Genomic DNA, 26,447 nt, shown 5'->3' on the forward strand with positions numbered 1-26,447 from the left:
CAAGAGCGACGCTGCGAGTTTTCTCCTCCCAGCGCTCGCCGCATCCTGACCGCCGCGCCGGCGCTGACCATTTCCTTTCGTCCAATCCAACTGAGACGGTAAGCCTTTTGGCGGTTTCAGGGTAAGATGCGCGCCATGCTTGTCAAGCAAATTGGCCATCGCACGGCCCTCGGCGCGACCGACGCCAGCGTGGCCATTCACAGCGCGATCCGCTACGCCGTGGAGTTTCCCCAATGCCAGACGACGATCACTCGCAAGGCCCTAGCAAGCCTTCTAGCCCGGCTTACTACGTAGGCATCGGGGCTTCGGCCGGCGGTCTGGAAGCGCTGGAATCCTTTTTTTCGCAAATGACCGCCGACAGCGGCATGGCCTTCATCGTCATCCAGCATCTCTCGCCCGACTACAAGAGCATGATGGTCGAACTGCTCTCCAAGCGCACCACCATGCCGGTGCGGCGGGCCGAGGAAGGAATGCGGGTCGAGGCCGATTCGGTTTATCTCATCCCGCCCAAGAAGATTCTGTCGATCGTGCGCGGCAAGTTGCTGCTCAGCGAATCGGACCCCAATCGCGGACTCAACCTGCCCATCGACGTGTTCTTGCGCTCGCTGGCCCAAGATCAGGCCGAGAAGACCATCGCCATCATCTTGTCCGGCACCGGCAGCGACGGCGTGCGCGGCATCCGGGCCATCAAGGAAGCGGGCGGGGTCGTGCTGGTGCAAAACGAGGAGTCGGCCCGCTTCGACGGTATGCCCCGCGCCGCCGTTTCGACCGGGCTGGCCGATTTCATTTTGCCGCCCGACACCATGCCCGAGCGGCTGCTGTCCTTCATTCACAATCCCTACGCTCCCAAGTCCGATCAGCCGCCGGCCCTGCTGTCCGATGAGGATGGCCTGGCGCGCATCTTCGCGCTGTTGCGCGAACGCACGCGGGTGGATTTCACGCACTACAAGCCCAGCACGATGATCCGGCGCATCGAACGGCGCATGACGATGAACCAAATCCACGATCTTCGCGACTACGTGAGGTTCATGGAGAGTTACGCCGGTGAAGTGATGGTGCTCTATCGGGAGCTGCTGATCGGCGTCACCAGCTTTTTCCGCGATCGTGAAGTCTTCGATGAGTTGGAGAACAAGCACCTGCCGCAGCTGTTCGAACGCGTCGAAACCAGGGAAGTCCGATTTTGGGTGGCCGGCTGTTCCACCGGCGAGGAGGCCTATACCCTGGCCATACTGGGGCGCGAGGTGCTGGAGCGTCTGGGCAAGCGGACCGACATCAAGATTTTCGCCACCGATCTGGACCACGACGCCATCCTGCGCGCCAGCAGCGGCGTCTATCCCGAAAGCATCGTCGCCGACCTGCCGCCGGGCTATCTGAGCAAATATTTTCACCGCCGGCAAGACCATCATTATCAGGTGGATCGGTCCTTGCGCGAAATGGTGGTTTTCGCCCAGCACAATCTGATCAAGGATCCGCCCTTCACCAAGATCGAACTGGTCAGTTGCCGCAATTTGCTGATTTACTTGCAGCCGATCTTGCAGCGCAAGGCCATGGAGTTGATGAACTTCTCGCTCAACCCGCAGGGGCTGTTGCTGCTGGGCAGCAGCGAAACGCCGGGCGATTTGAGCGACGCCTTCGAGACGCTGCATCAGAAGTTCAAAATCTACGCATCCAAAGGCAAGCGTAATCCGACCGGGAACAGCTTGGAATTTACCACGCTTTCCGAACCGCGCCTGAAGTACGGCCGCCCGCGCTTTTCGAACAGTCCCCCGCCGCGCGACCCCCAGGAGGAACGCCTGCTGGACCGCCTCTTGCAAGCCTTGGCCGACGACTATGTGCCGCTGGCCGTGGTGGTGAACGAACAGCGGGAGGCGCTGTACATCCTGGGCGACCCGGAGGGTTACTTTCGGCTCCAGCCCGGCAAGATGCTAAACGATGTGACCAAGATTGTGGCGCGGGATTTGGCCACCCCGCTGGCCACCGGCTTGCAACGGGTTTTCAGTGTCGGCGACGAACTAAAATACAGCGGCATCCGAGTGAAACAGCACGATGGAACGCGGACCGTGCAAATCCGCATCCGGCTGTTGCCGGGCAAACGGGGCCAGGAAGTACTGGCGGTGGTGCTTATCGAGGCGGGCGTCGCGCAACCGCCCGAGCCGGCCTCGGTCGGGACGTCGGTTTACGACCTGGACCGCGGAGCCGAGCAGCGCATCCGCGACTTGGAGCAAGAGCTCCAGTTTTCGCGGGAAAACCTGCAAGCCACCATCGAGGAACTGGAAACAGCCAACGAAGAGCTGCAAGCCACCAATGAAGAGCTTCTGGCCAGCAACGAGGAACTGCAAAGCACCAACGAGGAACTGCAAAGCACCAACGAGGAACTGCAATCGGTCAACGAGGAACTGCACACCGTCAACGCCGAGCATCAAAGTAAAATCGTTGAATTGATTGAATTAAATAATGATTTGGACAATCTGATCACCAGCACCCGGATCGCGACGCTGTTTCTTGATGAAAACATGATCATCCGTCGGTTCACGCCGGGCATCAAACAGATCTTCAAGATACTGGACGGCGACGTGGGGCGTCCGGTGAGCCACCTGCTCCACACCCTAACGGACGTGGAGCCTTACGAACTCGCTCGGACGGTGATGCGCGGCGACGGCGAGCAGAAGCGCGAAGTCCACACCGAGGACGGCGCTTGGTTTTTAATGCGGGTCCTGCCTTATTATGTCAGCGCGGAAATGGTTTCCGGCGTGGTGCTGACCTTTACCGACATCAGCTTGCTCAAGATAGCGCGGGAAGCATTGTCGGAGCGGGAGACGCGGCTGACCAGCTTGTATCGCGCCGTGCCGGTCGGGGTCGGGCGGATCGTCAAGCGCGTGTTTCTGGAAGCCAACCAGCAGCTGTGTCAAATGTTGGGGTATGACAGCGAAGAACTGATCGGCCAGAGCACGCGCGTGCTATACCTATCGGATGAGGCGTTCGAATCCGCCGGCAAGGATTTTTACGGACGCATTCAAGAGCAAGGCACCGGAACGGTGGAGACGCGCTGGCGGCGTCGGGATGGAATGATTATGCCGGTACTGATCAGCGGTTCGGTGCTCGATCCCGAAAATTCCGACGACGGGGTGATCTTTGCCGTGCTGGATTTGTCGGATCGCGAGAGCGCACTCGCCAAGCTGCGCGAGTCGGAGCGCGTGGCCCACGCCGCGCTCGATGCGCTGACCGCGCACATCGCCATCCTCGACGAAACGGGTACGATTCTCACGGTCAATCGGGCGTGGCGAAAATTTGCCCTGAAAAACGGTGGCGCGCTGGAGCAGGTGGCCGAGGGCGTCAATTATTTGGAGGTGTGCGATCGGGTCCAGGGCGGCGGCGCCAGCGACGCCAGCGACGCCACCGCTTTTGCCGCGGGCATTCGCGCCGTGCTGCGCGGAGATTGCCAGCGGTTCGTGTACGGTTATCCTTGCCATCTGGCGCGGGAACAACGTTCCTTCGTAGGACGGGTGATCCGGCTGCCCGGCGAAGGACCGACCCGCGTCGTGGTGGCTCACGAGCTTAGCCGGGCCGAGCCAGAGGAGAACGATGGCCTTCGGTAAGATCGAACGGGATCATGTCTTGAGTGGAATCAGGGTGCTATATGATGCAAAACGAGCAGGATCAAGCAAAAAGCCTTCGGGAGAAAGCCGAAGCCAGCGCGGCGCGGCGCGGCGCGGACGCGCTGGAATTTTCCGCTGAGCCCAGCAAGCTGATTCACGAACTCCAGGTCCATCAGATCGAGCTGGAGATTCAAAACGAAGAGTTGCGCCGCGTCCTGAGCGAACTGGAACAATCCCGCAATCAGTTTTCTCTGTTGTTCCATCAAGCCCCGATCGGCTATCTGGTATTGAACGATGTCGGCCTGATTCATGAGGTCAACGAAACCTTCAGCCGGATGGTGAACGCCACGCGGGAGCGCTTGATCGGAACTCCGTTCTCGGAGTGTATGGAGGGTGACGATCGGGGGGTGTTTCTGGCGCGCTATCGCGCGTTTTTCAGCAATCCGGCGGGAAAAAGCCTGGAAGCGCTGATCTTGCGGGCGCAAGGCCCGGCGTTTTACGCGCACATGGAAGGCACCATCATCACGACCGCCCTGGGGCGCCAGCAGTCGAACAGCATTCCCCTGCTGTTTTTGGCGGTCACCGACATTACCGCCCGGAAATGGGCGGAGGAAAAACGCTTGCAATTGGAGCGCCAGATGCAGCAGACCCAGAAATTGGAAAGCCTGGGGGTGTTGGCCGGCGGCATCGCGCACGATTTCAACAACTTGCTGACGGTCATCCTGGGCAACGCCAGCATGGCCCTAGACGAACTGCCACCGATCACCACCGCTCGCGACAGCCTGCTGGCGATCGAGGAAACGTCCCTGCGCGCCGCCGAGCTGTGCCGGCAGATGCTGGCCTATTCGGGCAAGGGCCAATGCGTCATCGAAAACATCCGGATGCGCGAGCTGATCGGCGAAATGGTTTCCCTGCTCAAGGCCTCGATCAGCAAGAAAGCGATCTTCAACCTGAATCTGAAAGACGGCTTGCCCCCGCTGCGCGGCGACCCCAGTCAAATCCGTCAGGTCATCATGAATCTGGTGATCAACGCCTCGGAAGCGCTCGGCGAACACAGCGGCGCCATTACGATTTCGACCGGCGCCATGGAGTGCTCGCGCGACTATCTGACTGAAGCGTTTCTGGATGAGAGTCTGGCCGAGGGTTCGTATGTGTGGCTGGAGGTGTCCGACACCGGCTGCGGCATGGATCAGGAAATCCAGCGGCGCATCTTCGAGCCGTTTTTCACCACCAAATTTACCGGGCGCGGCTTGGGTTTGTCGGCGGTGCTGGGCATCGTGCGCGGCCACAAAGGCGCGCTCAAGGTTTACAGCGAACCGAGCCGAGGCACGGCCTTCAAGGTCTTGTTCCCGGCCGTGCTGGAGGAAAAAGCGCTGGTGAATCGCACCTTGGGCGTAAGAACAGGCGCTTGGAAAGGCGCGGGTACCATTCTGTTGGTGGATGATGAGGAGTCGGTGCGGATCATGGGAACCCGAATGCTGGAGCGCGTCGGGTTTGAGGTGCTGGCGGCCTCGGACGGCCGTGAAGCGTTGGAAATTTACCGGGCACGACCGGACGATATCGCGCTGGTGTTGCTGGATTTGACCATGCCCGACCTGGACGGCGAGGAGACCTTCCGCGAGCTGCGCCGGATGGACCCGAACGTCTGCGTGGTGATGTCGAGCGGCTATACCGAAAGTGAAATCGCGCCGCGTTTCGCGGGCAAGCGGTTGTCTGGTTTCCTGCAAAAGCCTTATACCCTGAATGCGCTCACCCAATGCCTGCGCGGTGCGTTGGGTACTCAGATACCACGGGAAGAGCTGGCGGTGTCTCAAGACGGTCGGGCGTGACGGGCGGATCGCCGTAGGAAGCAGGTCCCACCCTCACGCGGGGGTGAAAGCGAGAAGCGCTTGAAAAATAACGCTGCTCAACCAAAAATAAACCTTTTGATCGGTGGGCGCGCTGGCCGGCAGCCGCATGGCCAAGCGTTTAAAGCATAGCAGTTTTACTGAAGCGGACTGAGTTTTTAAAAGCAAAACAGGAGCACTAAAATGGCCGGATGGTTTGAGTTGAGTAAAAGTAAAGACGGGCAATTTCGCTTTGTTTTAAAAGCGGGTAACGGTGAAATTATTCTCTCTAGCGAGCTATATAAGGCTAAAAGCTCGGCGCAAAACGGGATAGAGTCGGTCCAGAAAAATTCGGCCTCAGACGAGCGTTACACCAAAAAAGAGGCCAGCAACGGCAAATTCTATTTTGTGCTCAACGCCGCCAATCACCAGGTCATCGGCACGAGCCAGATGTATGCCGAACAGCGCTCGCGGGACGGGGGGATCGCTTCGGTCAAGCAAAACGGTTCAAGCACTGAAATCAAAGATTTAACCGCCTGATGTTGCAATCAAGTCAAATGGCGGACGCTCCGACCAACAGCCGGGGCTTCCGCGAACTTCACCCCATCTGGCGCAGCACCTACGGCAAGATGCCACCGTGCTGGTAATAACGAGCCTCCTGGGGAGTGTCGATACGGGCTACAGCGGTGAAGGTTTTCAGCGGACCCTGTTCGGTTGTCGCCTGCACGGTGACCTCCCGATCATCCGCTAGGCCCAGCCGCCAGCAAGGCATCCACCCCCTCGATCGTGAAAACCTCCTGGCCGGTCAGGCCCAGCGTGGCGAGTTCGCGATTGGTCAGCGCCGCCGCTTTCTTGACCAAGCCGAAAGCGCGGGTGACCGCCGCTGGAAACCGATGGCCGCCAATTTTGAAGTTCTGGAGAGAACGCTGGGTTTGCGCGCCCCAGTACCGGTCGGCGGGCGCCTGAATCGCACCCATGCTATCGCTTTCGAACCGAAAAGCCACAAGCGCGCTCCTTGCCCGCTGCTATGCGGATGTCGGGTTGAAGGGTGGCGAGGCGCTACCTGGTCGGGTTTAAGGCGTTTCACCAGGATAGTAGCGTTTAGGCCCTCCGGCCCAGCCTGCGCCAGCGAGTTTTCGCTGCTTCCACCAACCGCAAGATCGCCATGCCGGCCAGCGTCACGATGAGCCAATCGGCGGCGCTCCGACGGAAGCGGGTCAAAGATTAGACCAGCTTTGGGACAATGATGCCTTTTAATGAGGACTGATTCAGTCCTTTTTAAGGGCGTAGACTGTATGGTGACAGGATAGCGATCTCACCTTATAACTACGGGATGTAAATTCTGGTTTGGTTGGAAGCGTTGCCCGATTGTTTTGAGAGGGGGTAGCGCCATCAAGGCGGCTGTTGCAGTTGAGGGATCGAGTCCGGTGTGTCGAGATGGCTGGCAGCGTTTCAATGCGGCACGGCGGAACCTGACTCTTGAAAGGTTTTCTAAACGTCGGCTTTACCGCCATAGCGGCTACCTGGCTTGGTAAGCTCGTTCCCTTTTCAGCGGCTTGACAGGTGCGATCATGACTTTAGCTCTTGCGGAGACTGCAACGCCACACGGTGTAGCCGAACCCTGGCGGCGAAACCTGCGCCACGAACTGACCGCCGAGCTGACCGGTCCCCGTCCCGCTTGGTGGTGGACGGGGCTGTCGCCGCAAGGGTGTCCCGGCGCGCGGGCGGACGGCACGCTGACCTCGTTGCCGCTGCCAGATTTGGCGACCTGCGCCCGCCAGCAGGTCTTGGACTATTTCAACAATACCTGGACCCTGACCGAGACCCTGTTCTCCGGCCTGCGAAGCGAGGACGCTTTTTTCCGGCCGCCTTACCATCATTTGCGCCATCCGATGATCTTTTATTACGGCCATCCTCCGGCGCTGTACGTCAACAAGCTGCGGGTGGCCGGTCTGATCGACCAGCCGTTGCATCCCTATTTCGAGCAGTTGTTCGAAACCGGGGTGGATGAGATGCGCTGGGACGACATGTCCAAGAACGAAATGCTCTGGCCCAGCATTCAGGAAGTCCACGCCTACCGCCAGCAGGTGTATCGCACGGTGCGGGAGGTCATCGAAACGCATCCCGATTTGGCGGTCGGTCATGCGCCCATCACCCAGCAGCATCCGCTGTGGGCGCTGTTCATGGGTTTCGAACACGAGCGGATTCATCTGGAAACCTCCTCGGTGCTGATCCACGAACTGCCGCTCGCTTTGGTGCAACGTCCCGCCGAGTGGCCGAAGCCGCATCCGAGCGCCGCGCGGCCGGCGGCTTTCCCGCCGCGGGTCGGGCGCGATTATCCCGCTAACGAATTGATCGAGGTGCCGGGACAAGCGGTGAGGTTGGGCAAACCGTTGGACTGGCCTTCCTACGGTTGGGACAACGAATACGGCCGGCGCGAAACGGCCATACCCGCGTTTCAGGCCAGCCGCTACCCGATCAGCAACGGTGAGTTCCATGCGTTTGTGGCGGCCGGCGGTTATCGCGAGCCGCGTTACTGGTCGGAAACCGGCTGGGCGTGGCGTTCGTTCCGCAACCTGAAAGGGCCGACCTTTTGGGTGCTGGACGGCCCGGCCGGCCTGCATCGCTACAAACTGCGCGCGCTGTTCGAGACCATCGAGATGCCGTGGGATTGGCCGGTCGAGGTCAATTACCACGAAGCCAAGGCTTACTGTGCCTGGTGCGCCGAGCGGGAAGGAGGCTCTTATCGTTTGACCAGCGAAGCGGAGCATCAGGCGCTGCGCGGCGCTACCCAACGCGCGGCGGTTGCCGCAAGCGTCGCGAGCGATCCGGTGATGCGCTTCGCTGGCAACGCGCTGGCGCGGGAGTGCGGCTGGAATCTCAATCTTGCGCACGGCTCTTCCAGTCCGGTCGATGCGGGTCAACCGACCGAAGCCGGCTTTCATGAGGTGTTCGGCAACGTCTGGCAATGGCAGGAGGATCATTTCAACCCCTTGCCCGGCGGCAGAGTGCATCCTTATTACGACGATTTCAGCACGCCCTGTTACGACGGCCAGCATCAGATGATTCTGGGCGGTTCCTGGGTGTCCACCGGCGCTGAGGCGAGTATCTGGGCGCGCTTCCACTTCCGCCCGCATTTTTTCCAGCACGCCGGTTTCCGGCTGGCGCGCGGCGACGGCGATGGCGGCGCGGTGCGACTGGATGGAGCCGGAACGTCGGGACGGGTCTACGAAGACCCACAAATTCTCAACGAGTATTTGTTGCTGCACTACGGCGTGGCCGAGGAGCAGATGCCGTATGCGTTCGGTCCGCGCGACGCGGCAGAATTTCCGCCGCGCTGCGCCCGCTGGCTGCTCGACGCCGCCCGCGATTACGGAATTCCGACCGACCAGGCGCTGGATGTCGGTTGCGCGGTGGGCCGGGCCAGTTTCGAACTGGCGCGCGGCTATCGGAAGGTGTTGGGCGTCGATCTCAGCCGGGCTTTCATCGACGCCGCCGAGGCGTTGCGCCGCGATGGCGAACTGCGTTATTTCCGCAAGGATGAAGGCGAGCTGGGCGCGATGCTGAATGCGATGGTCGATCCGGCCATCGACCGCGGTCGGGTCAACTTCCGGCAGGCCGACGCCGGTTCGTTGCCGGCGGAACTGGTGGGGTTCGATGCCGTCTTGCTGGGCAACCTGCTGTGCCGGTTGCCCAGCCCCAAGGCGTTGTTGGGGCGGCTCGGCGGGCCGCGCGGACTGGTCAAGCCGGGCGGTTTGTTGGCGATCTTTTCGCCCTATAGTTGGCTGGAGCGGTTTACCCCACGAGAAGCGTGGCTGGGCGGCTGCGAGCGGGCTGGAGAACCGGTCGGCGGCGCCGAGGCGGTCAGCGAGTTGTTGCGGGGGGAAGGTTTCGAGTTGTTGCGCGAGGCCGACGTGCCGCTGCTCATCCGCGAGCACGCCCGCAAATATCAATACATCGTAAGCCACGCAACCTTATGGCGGCGCGGGACACCGCCTGGCTGAGGATACGCTGTCCGCGTTCGCCCCGGCCGGACGCTGCCCGCCAGCGGGATCAGGCGGGCAGCCAGCGCCGGACATCCCGCTCGCTACAAGGAGTTCAGGCGGTGGCGGGAAGTTCCAGCACCGCGCCGCTGCCATCGCCTTCGACGCTTTGAACATAGAGCCGCGCGACCGTGGCGGCCGGCTGACCGCCGCGAATGTCCATGTGCATGGCTTGTAGCGTCTCGGTCACCCACGGTGGGCTGACCGCGTTGACGCGAATCCCGCGCGGCGCTTCCAGCGCGGCGGCGCGGACAAAGCCTTCCAGCCCGGCGTTGACCAGACTGATGGCGGCGCTGCCGGGCATCGGCGAGCGCGCCAGCACCCCGCTGGTCAGCGTGAACGAGCCGCCATCCCGAATCTGAAAAAAGCCGGTTCTCACCAGATTGACCTGCCCCATCAGCTTGTTCGCCAGGCTGAATTCGAAGTCGTCGTCGCTCAGACCGGCGAGCGGCCCGAAGCGAGCCAGACCGGCGGCGCTGATCACGGCATCCACCGATCCGGCGGCTTCGAACATCGCTCGAATCGAATCCGGTTGGGCCAGATCGACTGTGAGGGGCGTGCTGCCGTGGCTGACGGGAACGATGTCGTGGCGGCCGGAAAGGGCGCCGACTACCGCCCGGCCGATCGTGCCGGTGGCGCCGATGACGAGGATGCGCATGAGGATTCTCCTGGGTGCGGGTGGTTGATGGCAGGGCTTAGTGACCAGCCCTGTCGCTATTTAGAGATGATCCAGCGCGGAACGTGCCTCATTTGACTCAAGTCGCGCCAATTTTTCCGAACGGAGTCGCGCGGCCCCGCGGCTTGAACTTAGCCCTGTTGCAATAATTCCAGCCATTCCTCCGCTGAAATCTTGCCGCTGACGCCGGTTCCTTCCAGCAAACGTTCCGCCAGATCCCGTTTTTGGTGATGCAAGGCGACGATCTTCTCTTCGATGGTCCCTTGGGCCACCAGCCGATAGATCGTCACCGGTCGTTGCTGGCCGATCCGATGAGCGCGATCCGTCGCCTGATCTTCCACCGCCGGGTTCCACCACGGGTCCATGTGGATCACGTAATCGGCGGCGGTGAGGTTCAAGCCCAAACCGCCCGCTCTTAGGCTGATCAGAAACACATCGCCGTGTCCGGCCTGAAAAGCGTCCACCCTCTGCTTGCGCTCCGGCCCCGGCGTGCTCCCGTCCAGATATTGATAAGCCACCCCTTTCCGCTCCAATGCGGCGCGGAGCAGGGCGAGGTGATCGACGAACTGGCTGAAGACCAAAGCCTTGTGGCGGTTCTCCAGCAGTTCATCCAGAATCTCTTCGAACGCGGCCAGTTTGGCGCCGCTCAAATCAATATCTGGCAGCACCAGGCTAGGGTGGCAACAGGCCCGGCGCAGCTTCATGATTTCGGCGAGAATTTGCAGCGGTTTCTGGCCTTCCGTTTGGTCCAGCTTGGCCAGTTTGGCCAGTACTTGCTGGCGCAGCGCTTCGTACAAGGTCATTTCCGCGGCGCCCAGTTCCACCCGGCGCACTATCTCGGTGCGCGATGGCAATGCTTCCAACACCTCGGATTTCAGCCGGCGCAGGATGAAAGGCTGAATCAGTTTTTTTAGCCGGTGGCGAGCGTGCGCGTCCTGATCCCGCTCGATGGGCGTCGCGAAGCGTTGGTTGAAACGTTCCAGGGAGCCCAGCAGGTTCGGATTGATGAAGCGAAACAGATTCCACAACTCGCCCAGATGGTTTTCGATCGGGGTGCCGGTGAGGATCATCTTGAAGTCGCCGCGCAGGGCCAAAGCCGCTTGAGAGCGCTTGGTGGCCGGATTTTTGATGGCCTGGGCCTCATCGAGCACCAGAGTTCGCCACTGGATTTGCGCCAGGCGCTCCGCTTCCTGTTGCAGCAGGCCGTAGCTGCACACCAACACATCGAAAGCGCCCAGGCGGGCCAAGGTTTGCTCGCGGTCGCCGCCGCCGAAAACGCCGGCGTGCAAGGTGGGCGCGAAACGGCGGATTTCGTCCAACCAGTTCAAGCACACCGAAGTCGGCGCCACCACCAGCGTCGGGCCGTCCTGCGTTCGGGTCAGCAGCAGGGCCAGCGCCTGCACCGTCTTGCCCAGGCCCATATCGTCGGCCAGACAAGCGCCCACCCCCCAGTGCGCCAGGCGCGCCAGCCACTGAAAGCCTTGCTCTTGGTAATCCCGCAGTTCCGCCTGCAAGGTGGAAGGCGTCACGGCGCGCAACGCCTCGGTTGCGCGCAGCCGCGCCAGATGCGCTTTCCAGCCCGCATCCCCGCGTGCGGAACCGGCCTCCGCCGCGAAGGTTTCCAGCGCCGGCGCGGCCAGCGGATGCACGCGCACGCCCTTGGCGGTCAGTTCGCCCAGGCCGCTCAGCTCTTCCAGCCGCTGCCGGAATTCGCGGGTCAGGGCCAGGAATCGACCTTCGCCCAGCGGCACGAACCGGCCGGGCGTTTGTTCGAGCAACTCCAGCAGCCGGCGCAAATCCATCACCGAGTCATCTTCCAGCCGCAGTTCGCCGCTGAAATCGAACCAGTCACGCTGCTGTTTGATGTTCAGGCGCAGTTGCTGGAGCGAGATTTGATGGTTCACCTTGAAGCGTTCGCCTTCCGGCCACTCCAGCACCACCTGATCGCCCAGCGCCTGCAATTCCAGCAGCGCTTCCAGGCAGCTTTCTGGATCGGCCAGCCACCATTCGCCGCTGACGGGCGGTTGGCGGGCTAGGGTCGGCACCGCCGTGACGAGCTGGGCGACCCGTTGCCGTTCCAGTTTCAGATCGCGGCGGGCTTGCCGGCGGCGGCCCTCGATTTCGGCGATCACCCGCTCGCCGCCGACGCCGGGCCGGTAGTAAGGGCCGCCGGTTGCGAACGGTTTTACCAGCGGCTCGATTTTTAGCCCGCTGCCGAAGGGCAACAAATGCAGATGAATCTGAGAGTCGGCGGCGATTTCCTCCAAGCTGTCCACTCCCGCGCCGACGCTGGACTGCACGGTGACCACGCCAGACAGGGCGGCCACGGTTTCCAGCACCCGCGGCTCGGCCGCCGCCGGCACCAGCAAACCCTCGCCCAGGATCGTCAGAATCCGCTGGTGGGTGTCATTGAACGCAATTACCTTGAGCCGGGTGTTGGTTTCCTTGACCACCTTCAGGGAGTCGCCCGGCAACGCTTTGGGAGACAGCTCCAGCCGCCAGCGCGAACCGTCGGGGACCACCAGCAGCTCCGGTTCGCCGCGGACCAGCTCCACGCGTACCTCGGGGGCGTCTTCCCAAAACAGGAGCGGGTGGCCTACCAGCAGCGGCAGCGCTTTTTGCAGGTCGATCTCGTAGTTGGCGCCGCCGTAGTAGCCGGAATAGCTCTGACGGATGGCGGCGCAGATTTTCAGATCCTGGGGGGTGAGAAACTCCAAGCGCTCCGAACGGGAGTAGAGCCGTTTCAAGGCGATGGGCCGGCCGCGCGTCCACAGCCCGCGCGCATCGCGCTTCTGCTCGCGAGGGGTCGCCAGACAGTGGCCGCTGTCATGCCAGCGCAGCGCCCACGCCAGGCGCGTCTGGGTTGCCGCCGGCGGCGGCTCCCGTGCGGCGCTCACGTCCAGCAGGGCGTTCAGGGCATGTTCCCAGGATTCCTTGCGCCGGAACAACCGAACCAGAGCACGCCCGCTGCCTTCGGCTTGATGTTGCAGTGAAGCCGGTTGGCTGCTTCTTTGGCGCTGCACCTGTTGGACTAAATCGGTCAGTTCGTTTTCGAACCAGCGGTAAGCGCTGTTGCGGGCAAACCGCGCCAGCAGTTCCACCGGTTCGCGCAGGGTTTGGAGTTCGGCGGCGTTTACCCAGAACAGCGCCAGCAGTTGAAAAAACCGGTCGGCGACCGGTCGCGGCGCGGATCCGGCCAGGGGTGTAGGTTCTTTACGCAAGCCTTGCTGGATTTCGACCACCTCGCGCAGGCTTTGATAGAGCGGGAGGAACGGGTAGCGGGCGTTTCTGTCGAACGCGGGCGCCATCGCGTCCGCCGCCTGACGCAAGCGGGCGGGGGTGCCGCTGGCCAGCAGCGCCAGGATGAAAAAAACCCCGGCCAGATGGTCGAAGAAAATCTTGCGCTTGCGGGTCCGCTGCCGCAGCAGTTTCAGAGCGGCCTCGTAGTGCTGGATGGCCTCCTCGTCGGCCCCTTCCAAGAAGGCCAGCCAACCGCGCAGCGCTTCGCCATGATCGGTGTCGGCCGGGCTGAGATAGCGCCGCGCCCGCGCCGGTTCTCCGCATAGCAGCCAGTGTTCGGCCAGATGGTAGCGCAGGATGTCGGGGCAACGGTTCTCGGCCAACAGCGCTTCCGCCAGGGCCAGCGCCGCCGTGGCCGGCTCGAAATCGCGCACGCCCGCCGTGAAGATGGCGGCCAGCGCTTCGCCCAGCAACTCGTCGGGTAACTCCCGCAAACCTTCGGCGGTGAAAGGATTGTTGAAAATGAGCAACCACGGCGGATAGTGGTAACAATCGTTCGGAAACTGTTTGGCGCAGGTTTCCAGAAGGCACCGCGCCTGCTGGGTGTCGCGCCGGTGGAAAGCGATGCGCAATTCGCGCAGCGCTTGCCGGTAGGTATAGAAATAGGGGTAATCGCCGCCCCAGCCGGGCGTGCGAAAGGTGTCTTGCACGGCGGCCGCCAAGACCTCGAAATGGCCTTCCCGAGCCGCCCGCCGCGTCGCTTCTTCCACCAGCAGGGGATGGCAACGTAACTGATTGTTCGATTTGAGCACCAGCTTTGCATCGACCAATTTGTTGAGCAGGGACGATAAACCGGGTACCGGAAAGCCCTTGGCCGCGAACGCCGGCAGAGCGCAGCGGCGCACGCAATTCAAGAGCGAGTTTTTGGCCGCCCCGTCATAAACCACGGACAGCAGTTGCAGGACGGCTTGTTCCAACGGTGTTAGCGCTTCGTAAGCCTCAATGAGCTGGCGGCGTAGTAGGTGATCGTCGGTAACAGGCATCGACGCGGGCTTCCTCTCTGACATCCGCTGATTTTATATCATCATTTAACAGCGAATAAAATGTATCGGCGCTATCCCGGCGCGCGGAAGAAGGTCGCGAGGCGAGCAAAGTGCCGGAATGACGGGGGGTGGGGCTTTTGCTCCAGCTCAGCAGCCCCGCCGCTTGCGGCGGAGTTACTGAGTTTGGGCGCGCGCTGGGTTCGGCGGTATCTCGGTGTTTTTGGGCGCCCTCAGCTTTTCGCGGGCGCGGGCCGTTGGTCGATCGCATCGAGCACCTGCTCGGGCTCTTCGGCGAGTGCGACGGCCTCGTTATTGAGAACGGCGTTCATGCGGTGGGTATCCAGATCGTGGGTCCACTTGCCGACCACCACGGTGGCGACGCCGTTGCCGATCAGGTTGGTCAGGGCGCGGGCTTCCGACATAAAGCGGTCGATGCCCAGAATGAGCGCCAACCCCGCCACCGGTACGTTGCCGACCGCCGCCAAGGTGGCGGCCAGCACGATGAAACCGCTGCCGGTGACCCCGGCCGCGCCTTTCGAGGTCAACAGCAGGACGGCCAGCAACGAGATCTCCTGGATCAGCGTCAACGGGGTGTTGGTGGCCTGGGCGATAAACACCGCCGCCATGGTCAGATAGATCGAGGTGCCGTCGAGATTGAAGGAGTAGCCGGTCGGGATCACCAAGCCGACGGTCGATTTGCGCACGCCCAGATTTTCCATCTTGGCCATCATGCGCGGCAGCACCGCTTCGGAGGACGAAGTGCCGAGTACGATAAGCAGTTCTTCCTTGATGTATTTGATGAATTTCCAGATCGAAAACCCGTGAAAGCGCGCGATGCTGCCTAGCACCACGAAGATGAACAGCAGACAGGTCAAATAGAAAGTGCCCATCAGTTTGGCCAATGAGGTCAAGGAACCCAGGCCATATTTACCGATGGTGAACGACATGGCGCCGAAGGCGCCGATGGGGGCGACTTTCATGATGAAGCCGACGATGACGAACAGCACGTGCGAGAACTTCTCGATCATGTCGAACACCAGCGTGCCGCGCCCGCCGAACTTGTGCAGGGCAAAGCCGAACAGCACCGCAATCAGCAATACTTGCAGCATTTCACCCTTGGCGAAGGCGTCGGTGAAGGTGGTGGGAATGATGTTCAGCAAGAAGTCGGTGGTGCCTTGCATCTTGCCCGGCCCGGTGTATTGCGACACGCTCTTGGTGTCCAGCGTGGCGGGATCGATGTTCATGCCGCCGCCGGGGTTCAGCAGGTTGACCAGGGTCAAGCCGACGATCAAGGCGACCGTGCTCACCACCTCGAAGTACAGCAGCGCATAACCGCCGGTCTTGCCGACTTTTTTCATGTCCTCCATGCCCGCGATGCCGACCACCACCGTGCAGAAAATGACGGGGGCGATGATCATTTTGATCAGTTTGATGAACGCATCGCCGAACGGCTTCATGGCCGTGCCGGTCTCGGGAAAGAAGTGACCGAGCAAGACGCCGATCACGATGGCCGTGATGACCTGGAGGTACAGCGACTTGTAGAACGGTTGTTTCTTGACGGGTTCGTCCACGGTGGTTTCCTCTGGTGCTGTTGCTTTTGTTGTGTTCTGGCCGTTCGGGCGGTCTTGGATCAGGGAGCCCTCAAGCGCCTCTCAACGCCGGGTCAGGCGTCTGCTCTGGTCGGTTGGCGCAACCGCGCGCCAGATTCAGTCAGCCGCCAAGCCTTGAAGTTGGAACACGTGCTCAAGGTGCGGGCTCATCGGCAGATTCAGGCTGACGCCCGAAGGCAGCGGACGCTGGAACCAGCGGCGGTAGATCGCCCTGATCTCCCGGCTGCCGGCCAGCCGTTCGAAGGCGTGCCGGATCACCTCGGCAAACTCGCTATCGTCGCGACGGAACATCAGCGCGTAGTCGGCATACGTGAGAAAGTCACCCACCACGCGATAGTCGGTTTCGACATCGCGCGCCGCCATCATGCCGTGCAGTTGCACCTCGTCGTTGATGAAGGCGTCGGCTTTGCCCGCCGCCAGCGTCTCGAACGATTGGTTGTGGTCGTCGGCAAAGACGAACTGGATGGCGAGATTTTGTTGCTGGGCGATTTTCGGAATGGTTTCGGCGTGAATCGTGCCTTTGGTGAGCACCGCCGTCTTGCCTTGCAGCCCGCGCAGCGACACGATGCCGCTGCCGCGCTTGACCAATAATTTAGCGCCGGTCACGAACAGGGTCGGGGAAAAACCGAAGGTGGCGCGCCGCTCCGCGCTGGCGGTGGTGGAACCGCATTCGATGTCGACCGCGCCGCTTTTGACCAACTCGAAGCGGTTTTCCGGCGTCACCGGCACGTAGTCGGTTTTAAGGTCTTCCTTGTGCAGATGGCGGGCGATTTCTTCAACCACTACTTCACAGAGATCGAGCGAGTAGCCGATGGGATGCCGCTTGGCGTCCAGAAAGGCGAAAGGCGGCGAGTTCTCGCGATGGCCGACGCGAATCACCCCGGAATCATAGATTTTCTGCAACGTCCCGGAGAAAGGATGAACGACGGGAAATTCCTTTTGCTGCGCCTCCGTGCCGGCAACCGTGAGCGCACCCGCGAGAAAGACCGCCCATTGAAACCGCCGTGCGGCGCCAGACGAGCGAACGGACAGAGGCCGGTCTAGGTGGGCCGGGACAATCTTGAAAAGCGCCAGACAAGCGTTACGGGCGCGTTCGAAAAGTAACCAGCTCCAGTTACCCATAAAGTTTCCTCGCTAGGCGTGGGGTTCACTGCAAAAAGGTGCTGGATGTCACAAAGATCGGTTGGTTCATGTCCGACATCGCTTCAACGCTAGCTTGATGGAGTCACAGCAATGAAATTCGCGCCGATGTCTAAAAACACTAGCCTAATCGTGACGAGAATCTAGGGTTTCAACCGCGCTGCTGGCGCTGGTTGGCCTTGGAAAAGGCCGCGTCAGCCAAGATATCGATGTTTTCCGACTCCGGTTATCATGGGCCTGTCAGTGCGATTCACGCACTGCATCGTCTTTCCCAGGATCAAACGACCACTTTGCAGGATAAATTCAAGATGCAACCCATATTGAAGTCCGCCAAGCTCGCCAACGTCTGCTACGACATTCGCGGACCCGTGCTGGCGCGCGCCAAGCAGATGGAAGATGAAGGGCAGCGGATCACCAAACTCAATATCGGCAACCCCGCGCCGTTCGGCTTTTTGGCCCCTGACGAGCTCGTGCAGGATGTCATCCACAACCTGCCGGACGCTTCGGGATATTGCGACTCGAAGGGCCTGTTCGCCGCGCGCAAGGCGGTCATGCATTACACGCAGCAGAAAACCATTCCTGGAGTGCAAGTCGAGGATATTTATATCGGCAACGGGGTGTCCGAGCTTATCGTGATGACCTTGCAGGCGTTGCTTAACAACGGTGACGAGGTGCTGATTCCGGCCCCGGACTACCCGCTGTGGACGGCGGCGGTCAGCCTGTCGGGCGGCACCCCGCGCCACTATCTATGCGACGAGCAATCGAGCTGGACGCCGGATTTGGACGACATCCGCGGCAAGATCACGCCGTCCACCCGCGCCATCGTGATCATCAATCCGAACAATCCGACCGGCGCGCTGTATTCGGTCGAGCTGCTGCGGGAAATTCTGGAGATCGCCCGCCAGCACCAGCTCATCGTCTACGCTGACGAGATTTATGACAAAGTGCTCTACGACGGCGCCGAACATACCTCGATCGCCTCGTTGGCCGACGATGTGCTCTGCTTGACCTTTAACGGCCTGTCAAAGAACTATCGGGCCTGCGGCTATCGCGCCGGTTGGGTGGTGGTGTCGGGCGAAAAAAGTCACGCTCAGGATTATATCGAGGGGCTCACCATTTTGGCGTCGATGCGGCTGTGCGCCAACGTGCCGGCGCAACATGCGATCCAAACCGCGCTCGGCGGCCATCAAAGCATCGATGATCTGGTGTTGCCTACCGGGCGCTTGGGCAAGCAGCGAGATTTGGCGTTCCAGTTGCTCACGGAAATCCCCGGTGTCAGTTGCGTCAAGCCGCAAGCGGCGCTGTATCTGTTCCCGCGCCTCGATCCCAAACTGTATCCCATCGCCGACGACCAGCAGTTCGTGCTGGAATTATTGCTGGAGGAAAAGGTGTTGCTGGTGCAAGGCAGCGGCTTCAACTGGCCGCTGCCGGATCATTTGCGCGTGGTGTTCCTGCCTCACGAAGACGATCTGACCGACGCCATCGGCCGCTTCGGCCGTTTTCTGGAACGCTATCGCAAGCGGCATAACCTGTGACGGCTGGTTTTCAATCCTGATGAGGGCCGGTGCGAGAGACCGTTTGGAGCCTCTCGCACCGCGCCCTCGGCCCGAAAGCCAACGCCATCGATGCGGGCCTATGTTGGCGGTGCAACCGAATTCGCCCTGACCGAGCCTCGCGGCGCTGGCCGTCAGCGCTCCGGGCGGGTCACGCGCTGGGGCTTCTCATCTTCCGATAAAGGAACAGCAGGACGAGAGCCCCGATAATGGCCAGCAAAAGACTGCGTATGTCAAAGCCCGTCACATCGCCAAAGCCGAGCAGGGTGCCGATAAAACCACCCACCACGGCGCCGGCGACGCCGATCAGCGCGGTAACGATCAGCCCACCTGGATCGCTGCCAGGCATGATGAATTTAGCGAGGGCGCCAGCGATCAAACCAAAAATCAACCACGACAGAATACCCATAAATCACGCTCCTCCCAAGATTTAAAAAAGGCTTGTCGGATACGACACTAAATCCTTCAAGCGGCGAAACCTTAACGATTTCGCTTGGACAAATAGCGCGCCGCCATAATGGCCAAAGCGCCCTGAACCAGGGGGTTGCCCAGCGCCTTGAGGAAAAACGGTTGCTCTTGAGCCGTCTGTTGCAGCGCTTTGGGCGCATTTTGTTGCGCGTACCCCGCCAGTCGCCCCAGATCGTCGGGCTGCATGGTTCGAGGATCGTCAGAAGATAACCCCAGCGAACGCGCGATGCCACCGATATCGATTCCGGCGCTTTGCAGCGCGTTCTTCAGCCCCGCCGCCAGACCTGTGCGCTCTTCCGGATTGAGGTTTTGCGCGGCCCGAGTGAAGGTATCAGGATCGGCTTGCGAAATATAAGATTTAACGGCTTGGTCTAATTCGGGATGGCCGGCCTGATTGAGCTGCTGGAACCGTTGCGAGGCTTCCGAAGGCGACACGTGGGTGTCGGGATTCGAAAACCGGCTCATGAAGTCCTCGACGTTGGCATCGTCATCCAAACCAAACTTTTCGGTTTTGTTATCTATGGCCATGGTTCAATCCTCTTTGAAATGAGTTAGATACTGTGAAGGGTCAACGGTAAAAATCAAAAATTAGGTTTGTAGGTCACGTTGGCGTCGGCCGGAGCCGACGGGTCATAACGCATGGTCGCCATCGGCTGGCCGTTCGGGGCATAGCTGATCACCGTCAAGGGCCGACCCGGAAATTCGTCCCGCATCTCTCGCAGCAGGGTCGTCATCAGCGGCCGCACTTGATCGAGTTTGACCTGAGTATCGAACACGACGCCGAGTTCGTTATCGCCGTTCATCCGCGCGTCGCGGATGACGTTGTTGCCCGCCGCCGACTGTTTGATTCGCGCCAAGAATTGTTCTTGTCTGCCCGGCGCTCGAAGTTGGGGAGCAGGGGCGGCCGGCGCTTGCACGACGGGAGGTCGGGCCGGTGGCGCCTTGGGGGGAGGTGGTTCGTCACCGCAGCCTGCCAGCAGCATGGGCAGTCCTGCAATCAAGAATGGTTTATAGTTCATAATCGACCTTTGCCAGGTAACAGCGGCTACCGGAAACAGGATTTTTTAGGATTGGGAACGGGTGGTTTTGGGTCTGAAAAGCTTCGGTCGTAATCCTCTTTGGTTATTCTGATTATGCTAGATACGCGATTTGTTTCAATAGTTCCCCGGCGACCGAGATAAGCCCGGCGGTCCGAAGCGTCGGGACGAAAGGTTTGCGCCTTTGCGGGGCGCTGTTCCCCGCCCGGTTCGATCCGACCGATTTGAACCGGCCGTTTTGACCGGGCGAGCGTCCACCCGCTTGTCGCCAAAGCGTCGCGAGTGGTCGATCCAACCTTTGATTTAAATACTTTTGCCGGTTGCTCAACCACTTGTTGGCAGAGCTCGGCAACTGAAGCCTATTGGCACGAAAACTGTTAACAATCCCTCGAATAGTTTTTGCTTCCGAAGGCCATGGCATCATGAATCGACGGCGCGCGTACACCGAAAGCGAAGTAAGAAGTATTCTCCGTGCGAGCGAATCCAGAATAAGCGTCACCGGAATGCCCGGTCACACAGGCGAAAAGCATGTGCTGATCACGGGCGATGCGCTGCTGGAACGCGGGCAAGCCGCCTACGATAAGACCAGGAACGGGGGCGTGGTGAAGCCGATGACGGCTTTTTGCGATACGCCGACCGCCGTTCGCGTGGTGACCGAAGCGCTGAATGCGCCAGAGGGACAAGCCGCGCTCGGATATTTGGATGGCTATGGCGTGTTTGTAGGCGCTCGCGTCACGATCGAGGCGCGCGTCCAGCCTTTTCGGGCGCGTTTCGTCCCTCATCCACAGAGCAAGCGCACCATCACCATCGACGGGGTGCTGCTGCTGGTCGAAAGCATCTGGGAAGGCGAACAGAACTACAAAATTCATATTCACACCGGCTTTCCGATCCTGGCGTTCAGCCGGGGCCAGCCGGCGTGGCGCGACCCTCTCGACCGGTGGCATTGACCGGTTTGGTCGCATCGAATCCCGTATTGAGTTTCGCGGGTCTAACTACTGGCCAAGATATTCCAGCACACTACATTTCCAGCGTATCGAGGGGTGGCATCATGGGCTTTTCCGTTAATTTTCATGCCGACGAGGAACGCAAGGTGACCGTGGAAGCGGATTGGCGCGGTCCTGGCGATTATCAGCTTCGCCGCCTGGATGGCGCGACGACCGCGTTGGGCGCGTGCCATACGCCCGAGGAGATGTTGGGCGCTTTGCTGGATAGCGACTGGTCGCCCGAACTGGAAGGTGCGCGGGTCGAGCCGGCCCCGTCCTGAGTCGAACCGCTTTCTCTGTGGGGCGTGTTGCACTACGCTAGCGCGGTCCTTCCAGCCAGCCAGGAGAACCGCATGAGCCGCCCCATCAGCCGCTACCCGATCCCGTCGCTCGACGCGCTGCCCGAAGACGTGCGCGACCGCATTCTGGCGGTGCGGGAAAAAACCGGCTTCATCCCCAACATTTTTCTGGGGCTGGCGCACCGGCCCGAGGAGTTTCGCGCCTTTGTCGCCTATCACGACGCCCTCATGGAGAAAGAGAGCGGCTTGAGCAAGGCGGAGCGGGAAATGATCGTGGTGGCGACATCGAACGCCAACCAATGCCAGTATTGCGTGATCGCGCACGGCGCCATCTTGCGGGTGCGCGCCAAGAACCCCCTGATCGCCGATCAGGTGGCGATCAACTACCGCAAAGCCGACCTGACGCCGCGCCAAACGGCCATGCTGGATTTTGCCTTGAAAGTCTCGCGGGAAGCCTACGCGGTCAACGACGCCGATTACGAGACCTTGCGCGGCCACGGCTTCACGGATGCCGACATTTGGGATATCGGCGCGGTTTCGGCGTTTTTCGCCATGTCCAACCGGCTGGCGAACATGACGAGCCTGCGCCCTAACGACGAGTTTTATCTGCTCGGCCGGGTGTCCAAGCCAAAGTAAAGCGAGCCGGCGCTTTTGCCCGTTCGCCGTCGGCCGCGAGCGGTTGCCACGTTGTCGATTGGGAGCGCGCCGCATGGAAACCGTGGAATGCGTGGTGGTCGGCGCTGGCGTGATCGGTCTGGCGGTCGCCCGCGAGCTGGCGCTGGCCGGTCATGAAGTGCTGATCCTGGAGGCGCTGGAGCGTTTCGGCACCCAAAGCTCAGCCCATAACTCCGAAGTCATCCACGCCGGCCTCTATTACCCGCCGGGCTCGCTCAAGGCCCGGCTGTGCGTGCAAGGCAAGGAGCGGCTTTATCGCTACTGCGCCGAACGCGGCATCGCCCACCGGCGAATCGGTAAGTTGCTGGTGGCTTGCGCTGAGGCGGAATTGCCGGCGCTGGCGAGTTACGCCGAACGGGCGGCCGCGAACGGCGTGCCGCTTCAGCCGCTTGCCGCCGCCGATATCCGGCGACTGGAGCCGGCGGTGCGGGCGGTCGCCGGCCTGTATTCGGAATCGACCGGCATCCTCGACAGCCACGGCTTGATGCTGGCGCTGTTGGGCGACGCCGAACGGGCGGGCGCGACGCTGGTCACTCATGCGCCGGTGGTGGCGGGCCGGATCAAGCGTGATGGCGTCGTGCTGCGCACCGGGGGCGAGCAACCGTTCGAGCTGCGCTGCCGTCGGTTGGTGAATGCGGCCGGCTTGCGGGCGCAGGAGCTGGCGCGGTCTTTGGCTGGATTTCCGACGGAACAAGTACCGCCTACCTTTTATGCCAAGGGCCACTATTTCACCCTGAGCGGACGCGCGCCGTTCCGGCATTTGGTGTATCCCATGCCGGATCATGCCGGCTTGGGCATTCACGTCACGCTCGACTTGGGCGGTCAGTGCAAGTTCGGGCCGGATGTGAGCGGTTGGCCGGCGGCGCTAAACTACGAGTTCGAGCCCGGCTTGGAAGCGAAGTTTTACCGGGCGATCCGCCGCTATTACCCGGAATTGCCGGATGGGTCGTTACAGCCGGGCTATACCGGCATCCGGCCCAAGGTGACCGGCCCGACCGAAGCGGCCGGCGATTTCATCCTGCAAGGGTCGGCCGAGCACGGCGTGGCGGGATTGGTCCATTTGTTCGGGATCGAATCGCCGGGTTTGACGGCATCCTTGGCCATCGCGCGGCAAGTCGTGGAATTCATTGGTTAGCTCGGGCCGCCAGCCCTCAATTTGCGCTGGATTCGGACCATGAGACCATCCGGGCAGGGGTCTGGCGAGTTATCCACAAAAACTGTGGATAACTCGCCGGGTGGCGGCAAGCTTGGAGCGGCATGGCTAGCAAAAACGCGAGGTTGATAACCGGAGCGCAAATTGAGCAAAAAATAACCAGTTGCCAATGGTACGGTCACGCCGATTTTCAGGCAGTGAAAATCGGGTCTTTACGTTCCAACCCCAGCGCTTCTCTTGAACTCCGCCATCGAACTCACGCTCGCGCAATCCTTCGATTTTCTGCTCCACGTCGCGGTGGTGCGGCCGGTCTTTCTGTGGGGTGCGCCGGGTATCGGCAAGACGGCCTTGGTGAACCGTTTCGCGGCGGCGGTGGGGTTGGAATGCGTGTCGCTGCTGGGCAGCCGACTCGCGCCGGACAGTTATGCGCGACCGTCGCGGCGGCAGAGCAGTAACCGGGAGATTCCCCGGCCGTCGATTTTGAAGCCGCCGGAGGAGGAGCGCCAGGCGCGGGTGTTTGGCGTGGTGCTCGATACCTCCGGTTCGATGGAGCCGAAATTGCTCGGCAAGGCGATAGGCGCGATTGCCAGTTACGCGCAGGCGCGGGAGGTGTTTTGGGTGCGCTGAGGAGCCGGCCGAGTTTCCGGCCCGGCAGAATGCGATATCGAACCGCTCGCGCGGGCTATCGGAAAAAATCAGCGCGCTTCCAGATACTGCCAAGCGCGCGCCTTGAACAGGCAATAGATTGTATCGCCCGCGTTCAAATCCAAATCGCGGACCGCCTTGACGGTGACCTCGGCCAGAATCGGCGCGCCGACATCCACTTCCGCCAGCATCCGGTCGGCGATCCGCCGCAAGCCGAGGATGCGGCCCGAGACCTGATTCTGGATGGTGATATCGGCGATGGGACGGCGGGCTAGGGCGACATCGGCGGCGCGCAGCGCGATCCAGGTTTCGGCCCCGGCGGTAGCGCCGACAGCGGCAGGTGTAACTCGTGCTGGTCCGCGGTCAGTTCTTCGGGCGTGGGTTGCAGCGACGCCCACACGTCGGGTCAATCGAGCACGGTAAAGCCGTACCGGCGGAATACGTTCGCCGCCGCTGGCGCGCGCAGGAAATCCAGAAACTCTGTTGCCGCCGGCTTGCTTCCTTGCGCCAGCGCGGCCGGATAGAGCACCGGCGAATGCGTGTCGGCGGGAAAGACGCCGAGCACTTCCACCTTATCGGACAGCTTGGCGTCGGTTTCGTAAACGATGCCGGCGGCGCATTCGCCGCGCTCCACGAAGGCCAGCGCCGAGCGCACATCCGCCGCGGCGGCCAGACGCGGTTCCAGCGCCGTCCACCAGCCGAGCGCCGTCAGGGCTTGTTGGCTGTATTGGCCGATGGGCACCGATGCATCACAAGAGCACCAGCGGCCTTGAAACGCACCGGGCAAATCGAAGCCTTTTTCCAGCTTCACCGGAAACGCCTTGCCCTTGGGAGCGATCAGCACGATCCGGTTGCCGAGCAGGTTGCGGCGGCTGGACTTGATAATCTTGTTCTTGCCATCCAAGTAATCCATCCATTTCGAATCGGCGGACACGAACACGTCCGCCGGCGCGCCCAGTTCGATTTGCTTGGCCAGTGCGGAACTGGCGGCGAAAGAGGTCATGACCTTGACGCCTTTCTCCTGTTCGTACAGCGCGGCGAGGTCTTGCAAGGCGTTGGTGACGCTGGAGGCGGCGAGGACGGTGATCTGATCCGCCGCCCAAGCGGGAACGGTCAGCCCGGCCACCAGCCAAAGCAAGCCGATTCGCAGCCCGCGAACTAGCTGTTTCCGCACTGAATCTAGCTGGATCAGCGCCGGCCACGCCGCTTCGTTTCGCTCCCGCATCATGCTTTCCCCTGTGCTAAAGCGTTATAAAGTAATATCTGCCGCCGCCCGGCATTCCCCTCTCCCGCTACCACCGGATTAAAGGTGATCCGCAAGCGGTCAATCATTAGATACTACTCCCTGGCCGGCTTTCCGAACCACTCGCATCATGGTGATTTCGAGAGCGTAATCCATAGGCTGGCGGGGCGGATGCGCCACCCCGACCACGCCAGTCATGAAGTGATGACGGCCAGTGAAACTCTTAGCCCGCTAGCGGGTGAGGGTTCCTGAAAACCCAGGTTGAGCCAGGCCAGCACGAGGAACAAAGCGATGAGCGCCATCAAACATCTCATTTTACCGAAGGTCAGCGATGTCGGGTTTCCGGTCCAGCGCTTGCTGCCGGCGGCCGAAAGCCAATCGGTCGGCCCTTTCGTGTTTTTCGATCATATGGGACCGATGCGTTTCGCCCGTCAGGGCACGGCGGGCGACGTGCGCCCGCACCCGCATATCGGCCTGGCCACCGTGACCTATCTGTACTCCGGCGCGATGCTGCATCGCGACAGCCTGGGTTATGTCCAACGCATCGAACCGGGCGCGGTCAACCTGATGGCGGCCGGGCGCGGCATCGTCCATTCGGAGCGGGTACCGGCCGATGTCCGCACCGAGCAAACCGCGGTGCAGGGCATTCAAATCTGGCTGGCGCTGCCGGCCGAGCGCGACGAGATGGAGCCGGCTTTCCAGCATTATCCGGCCGACGCCTTGCCGGTGTTTCAGGCCGAGGGCGTGTCGCTGCGCCTGCTGATCGGCGCGGCCTTCGGCCTTGAATCGCCGGTCGTTAGCTACTCGCCGACTTGGCAGGCCGATGTCGAACTGGCGCAAGGCGCGACCTTGGAGCTGTCGCCGGATTATCCCGAACGGGGAGTTTACTTGAGCGAAGGCCGGCTGATGGTCGATGACAGCCCGATGGACAGCGGGCTTGCAGTGTTGGAGCCGGGTCGGACGGTTCGCCTCACCGCCCGCGCACCGTCTCGGTTGATGCTGCTGGGGGGCGCGCCGCTAGACGGCAAGCGCTTCATTTATTGGAATTTTGTGGCGCGCAGCCGGGAGCGCATCGAGCAGGCCAAGGCCGATTGGGCGGAGGGCCGTTTCGCGCCGGTGCCGGGCGAAACCGAGTTCATTCCCGCGCCGTGGCGCTGATCGACGAGCCGTGGCGCTGAGGAAAGCGCTAGAAGGCTTTTTTCCTCCCGCTTTGCTCT

Annotated in this window: 21 protein-coding genes and 1 pseudogene; 11 read left to right on the forward strand and 11 right to left on the reverse strand. The window is 61.5% G+C overall.

All coding sequences use genetic code 11. The features are described from left to right. Positions 1–233 precede the first annotated feature (233 nt). The 3 genes from IPK09_16920 (at position 234) to IPK09_16930 (ending at position 5,962) form a co-directional block, all read left to right on the forward strand. Positions 234–3,596, forward strand: a complete 3,363-nt coding sequence (locus IPK09_16920; GenBank protein ID MBK7985280.1) for a PAS domain-containing protein — start codon at positions 234–236, stop codon at positions 3,594–3,596. Between the two features lie 41 nt (positions 3,597–3,637). Beyond that, the gene (locus IPK09_16925; protein ID MBK7985281.1) at positions 3,638–5,425 is read left to right on the forward strand and encodes a response regulator; all 1,788 of its coding nucleotides are present in this window, start codon (positions 3,638–3,640) and stop codon (positions 5,423–5,425) included. Positions 5,426–5,626: 201 nt separating this feature from the next. Beyond that, entirely contained in the window at positions 5,627–5,962 is a 336-nt protein-coding gene (locus tag IPK09_16930; GenBank protein ID MBK7985282.1) for a YegP family protein, read from the forward strand. Positions 5,963–6,041: 79 nt separating this feature from the next. On the opposite strand, the gene IPK09_16935 is transcribed toward IPK09_16930, so the two are convergent. Both IPK09_16935 and IPK09_16940 read right to left on the reverse strand, forming a co-directional pair. Next, the gene (locus IPK09_16935) at positions 6,042–6,194 is read right to left on the reverse strand and encodes a hypothetical protein (GenBank protein MBK7985283.1); all 153 of its coding nucleotides are present in this window, start codon (positions 6,192–6,194) and stop codon (positions 6,042–6,044) included. Beyond that, on the reverse strand, positions 6,163–6,399 hold the full coding sequence (locus tag IPK09_16940; GenBank protein MBK7985284.1) for a hypothetical protein: 237 nt from the start codon (positions 6,397–6,399) through the stop codon (positions 6,163–6,165). The genes IPK09_16935 and IPK09_16940 overlap by 32 nt, the downstream gene beginning before the upstream one ends. A 594-nt stretch (positions 6,400–6,993) precedes the next feature. On the opposite strand from IPK09_16940, the gene ovoA reads away from it, so the two are divergent. Further along, positions 6,994–9,426: a 5-histidylcysteine sulfoxide synthase gene (ovoA, locus tag IPK09_16945; GenBank protein MBK7985285.1), complete on the forward strand. Its 2,433-nt coding sequence runs from the start codon at positions 6,994–6,996 to the stop codon at positions 9,424–9,426. 94 nt (positions 9,427–9,520) lie between these two features. On the opposite strand, the gene IPK09_16950 is transcribed toward ovoA, so the two are convergent. From IPK09_16950 to IPK09_16965, 4 genes are all read right to left on the reverse strand, one after another. Continuing rightward, on the reverse strand, positions 9,521–10,123 hold the full coding sequence (locus IPK09_16950; protein ID MBK7985286.1) for a short chain dehydrogenase: 603 nt from the start codon (positions 10,121–10,123) through the stop codon (positions 9,521–9,523). Positions 10,124–10,272: 149 nt separating this feature from the next. Further along, a complete protein-coding gene (locus IPK09_16955) occupies positions 10,273–14,424 on the reverse strand; it encodes a DEAD/DEAH box helicase (protein MBK7985287.1) in 4,152 nt (1,383 codons plus the stop codon). Positions 14,425–14,654: 230 nt separating this feature from the next. Further along, a complete protein-coding gene (locus IPK09_16960; protein MBK7985288.1) occupies positions 14,655–15,995 on the reverse strand; it encodes a dicarboxylate/amino acid:cation symporter in 1,341 nt (446 codons plus the stop codon). Between the two features lie 135 nt (positions 15,996–16,130). Next, entirely contained in the window at positions 16,131–17,156 is a 1,026-nt protein-coding gene (locus IPK09_16965; GenBank protein ID MBK7985289.1) for an amino acid ABC transporter substrate-binding protein, read from the reverse strand. 326 nt (positions 17,157–17,482) lie between these two features. On the opposite strand from IPK09_16965, the gene IPK09_16970 reads away from it, so the two are divergent. Then, positions 17,483–18,709, forward strand: a complete 1,227-nt coding sequence (locus IPK09_16970) for a pyridoxal phosphate-dependent aminotransferase (GenBank protein ID MBK7985290.1) — start codon at positions 17,483–17,485, stop codon at positions 18,707–18,709. 169 nt (positions 18,710–18,878) lie between these two features. Here the strand turns inward: IPK09_16970 and IPK09_16975 are convergent, their stop codons facing one another. The 3 genes from IPK09_16975 to IPK09_16985 form a co-directional block, all read right to left on the reverse strand. Next, positions 18,879–19,136 carry a GlsB/YeaQ/YmgE family stress response membrane protein gene (locus tag IPK09_16975; GenBank protein MBK7985291.1) on the reverse strand — a complete coding sequence of 86 codons (258 nt, stop codon included), beginning with the start codon at positions 19,134–19,136 and terminating at the stop codon, positions 18,879–18,881. Between the two features lie 71 nt (positions 19,137–19,207). After that, positions 19,208–19,723, reverse strand: coding sequence for a hypothetical protein (locus IPK09_16980; GenBank protein ID MBK7985292.1), 516 nt, complete (start codon positions 19,721–19,723; stop codon positions 19,208–19,210). Between the two features lie 53 nt (positions 19,724–19,776). Next, positions 19,777–20,214: a hypothetical protein gene (locus IPK09_16985; protein MBK7985293.1), complete on the reverse strand. Its 438-nt coding sequence runs from the start codon at positions 20,212–20,214 to the stop codon at positions 19,777–19,779. A 521-nt stretch (positions 20,215–20,735) separates the two neighbouring features. Here IPK09_16985 and IPK09_16990 point away from each other — a divergent pair. The 5 genes and pseudogenes from IPK09_16990 to IPK09_17010 all read left to right on the forward strand — a co-directional run bounded on the left by IPK09_16990 (position 20,736) and on the right by IPK09_17010 (position 23,759). Further along, a complete protein-coding gene (locus IPK09_16990) occupies positions 20,736–21,179 on the forward strand; it encodes a hypothetical protein (protein MBK7985294.1) in 444 nt (147 codons plus the stop codon). 101 nt (positions 21,180–21,280) lie between these two features. Further along, the gene (locus IPK09_16995) at positions 21,281–21,496 is read left to right on the forward strand and encodes a hypothetical protein (GenBank protein ID MBK7985295.1); all 216 of its coding nucleotides are present in this window, start codon (positions 21,281–21,283) and stop codon (positions 21,494–21,496) included. Positions 21,497–21,568: 72 nt separating this feature from the next. Beyond that, positions 21,569–22,150, forward strand: coding sequence for a peroxidase-related enzyme (locus IPK09_17000; GenBank protein ID MBK7985296.1), 582 nt, complete (start codon positions 21,569–21,571; stop codon positions 22,148–22,150). A gap of 73 nt (positions 22,151–22,223) precedes the next feature. Next, on the forward strand, positions 22,224–23,324 hold the full coding sequence (locus IPK09_17005) for an NAD(P)/FAD-dependent oxidoreductase (protein ID MBK7985297.1): 1,101 nt from the start codon (positions 22,224–22,226) through the stop codon (positions 23,322–23,324). A 255-nt stretch (positions 23,325–23,579) separates the two neighbouring features. After that, positions 23,580–23,759: pseudogene (locus IPK09_17010) on the forward strand (MoxR family ATPase). A gap of 278 nt (positions 23,760–24,037) precedes the next feature. Here IPK09_17010 and IPK09_17015 read toward each other — a convergent pair. Beyond that, on the reverse strand, positions 24,038–24,385 hold the full coding sequence (locus IPK09_17015; protein MBK7985298.1) for a TOBE domain-containing protein: 348 nt from the start codon (positions 24,383–24,385) through the stop codon (positions 24,038–24,040). 8 nt (positions 24,386–24,393) lie between these two features. Then, entirely contained in the window at positions 24,394–25,212 is an 819-nt protein-coding gene (gene modA, locus IPK09_17020; protein MBK7985299.1) for a molybdate ABC transporter substrate-binding protein, read from the reverse strand. 309 nt (positions 25,213–25,521) lie between these two features. Between modA and IPK09_17025 the strand changes: the two genes are divergently transcribed. Next, positions 25,522–26,388: a pirin family protein gene (locus IPK09_17025; protein MBK7985300.1), complete on the forward strand. Its 867-nt coding sequence runs from the start codon at positions 25,522–25,524 to the stop codon at positions 26,386–26,388. The last annotated feature ends 59 nt before the right edge of the window (positions 26,389–26,447 follow it).

The organism is Candidatus Competibacteraceae bacterium, from assembly GCA_016713505.1.
GTDB lineage: Bacteria > Pseudomonadota > Gammaproteobacteria > Competibacterales > Competibacteraceae > Competibacter_A.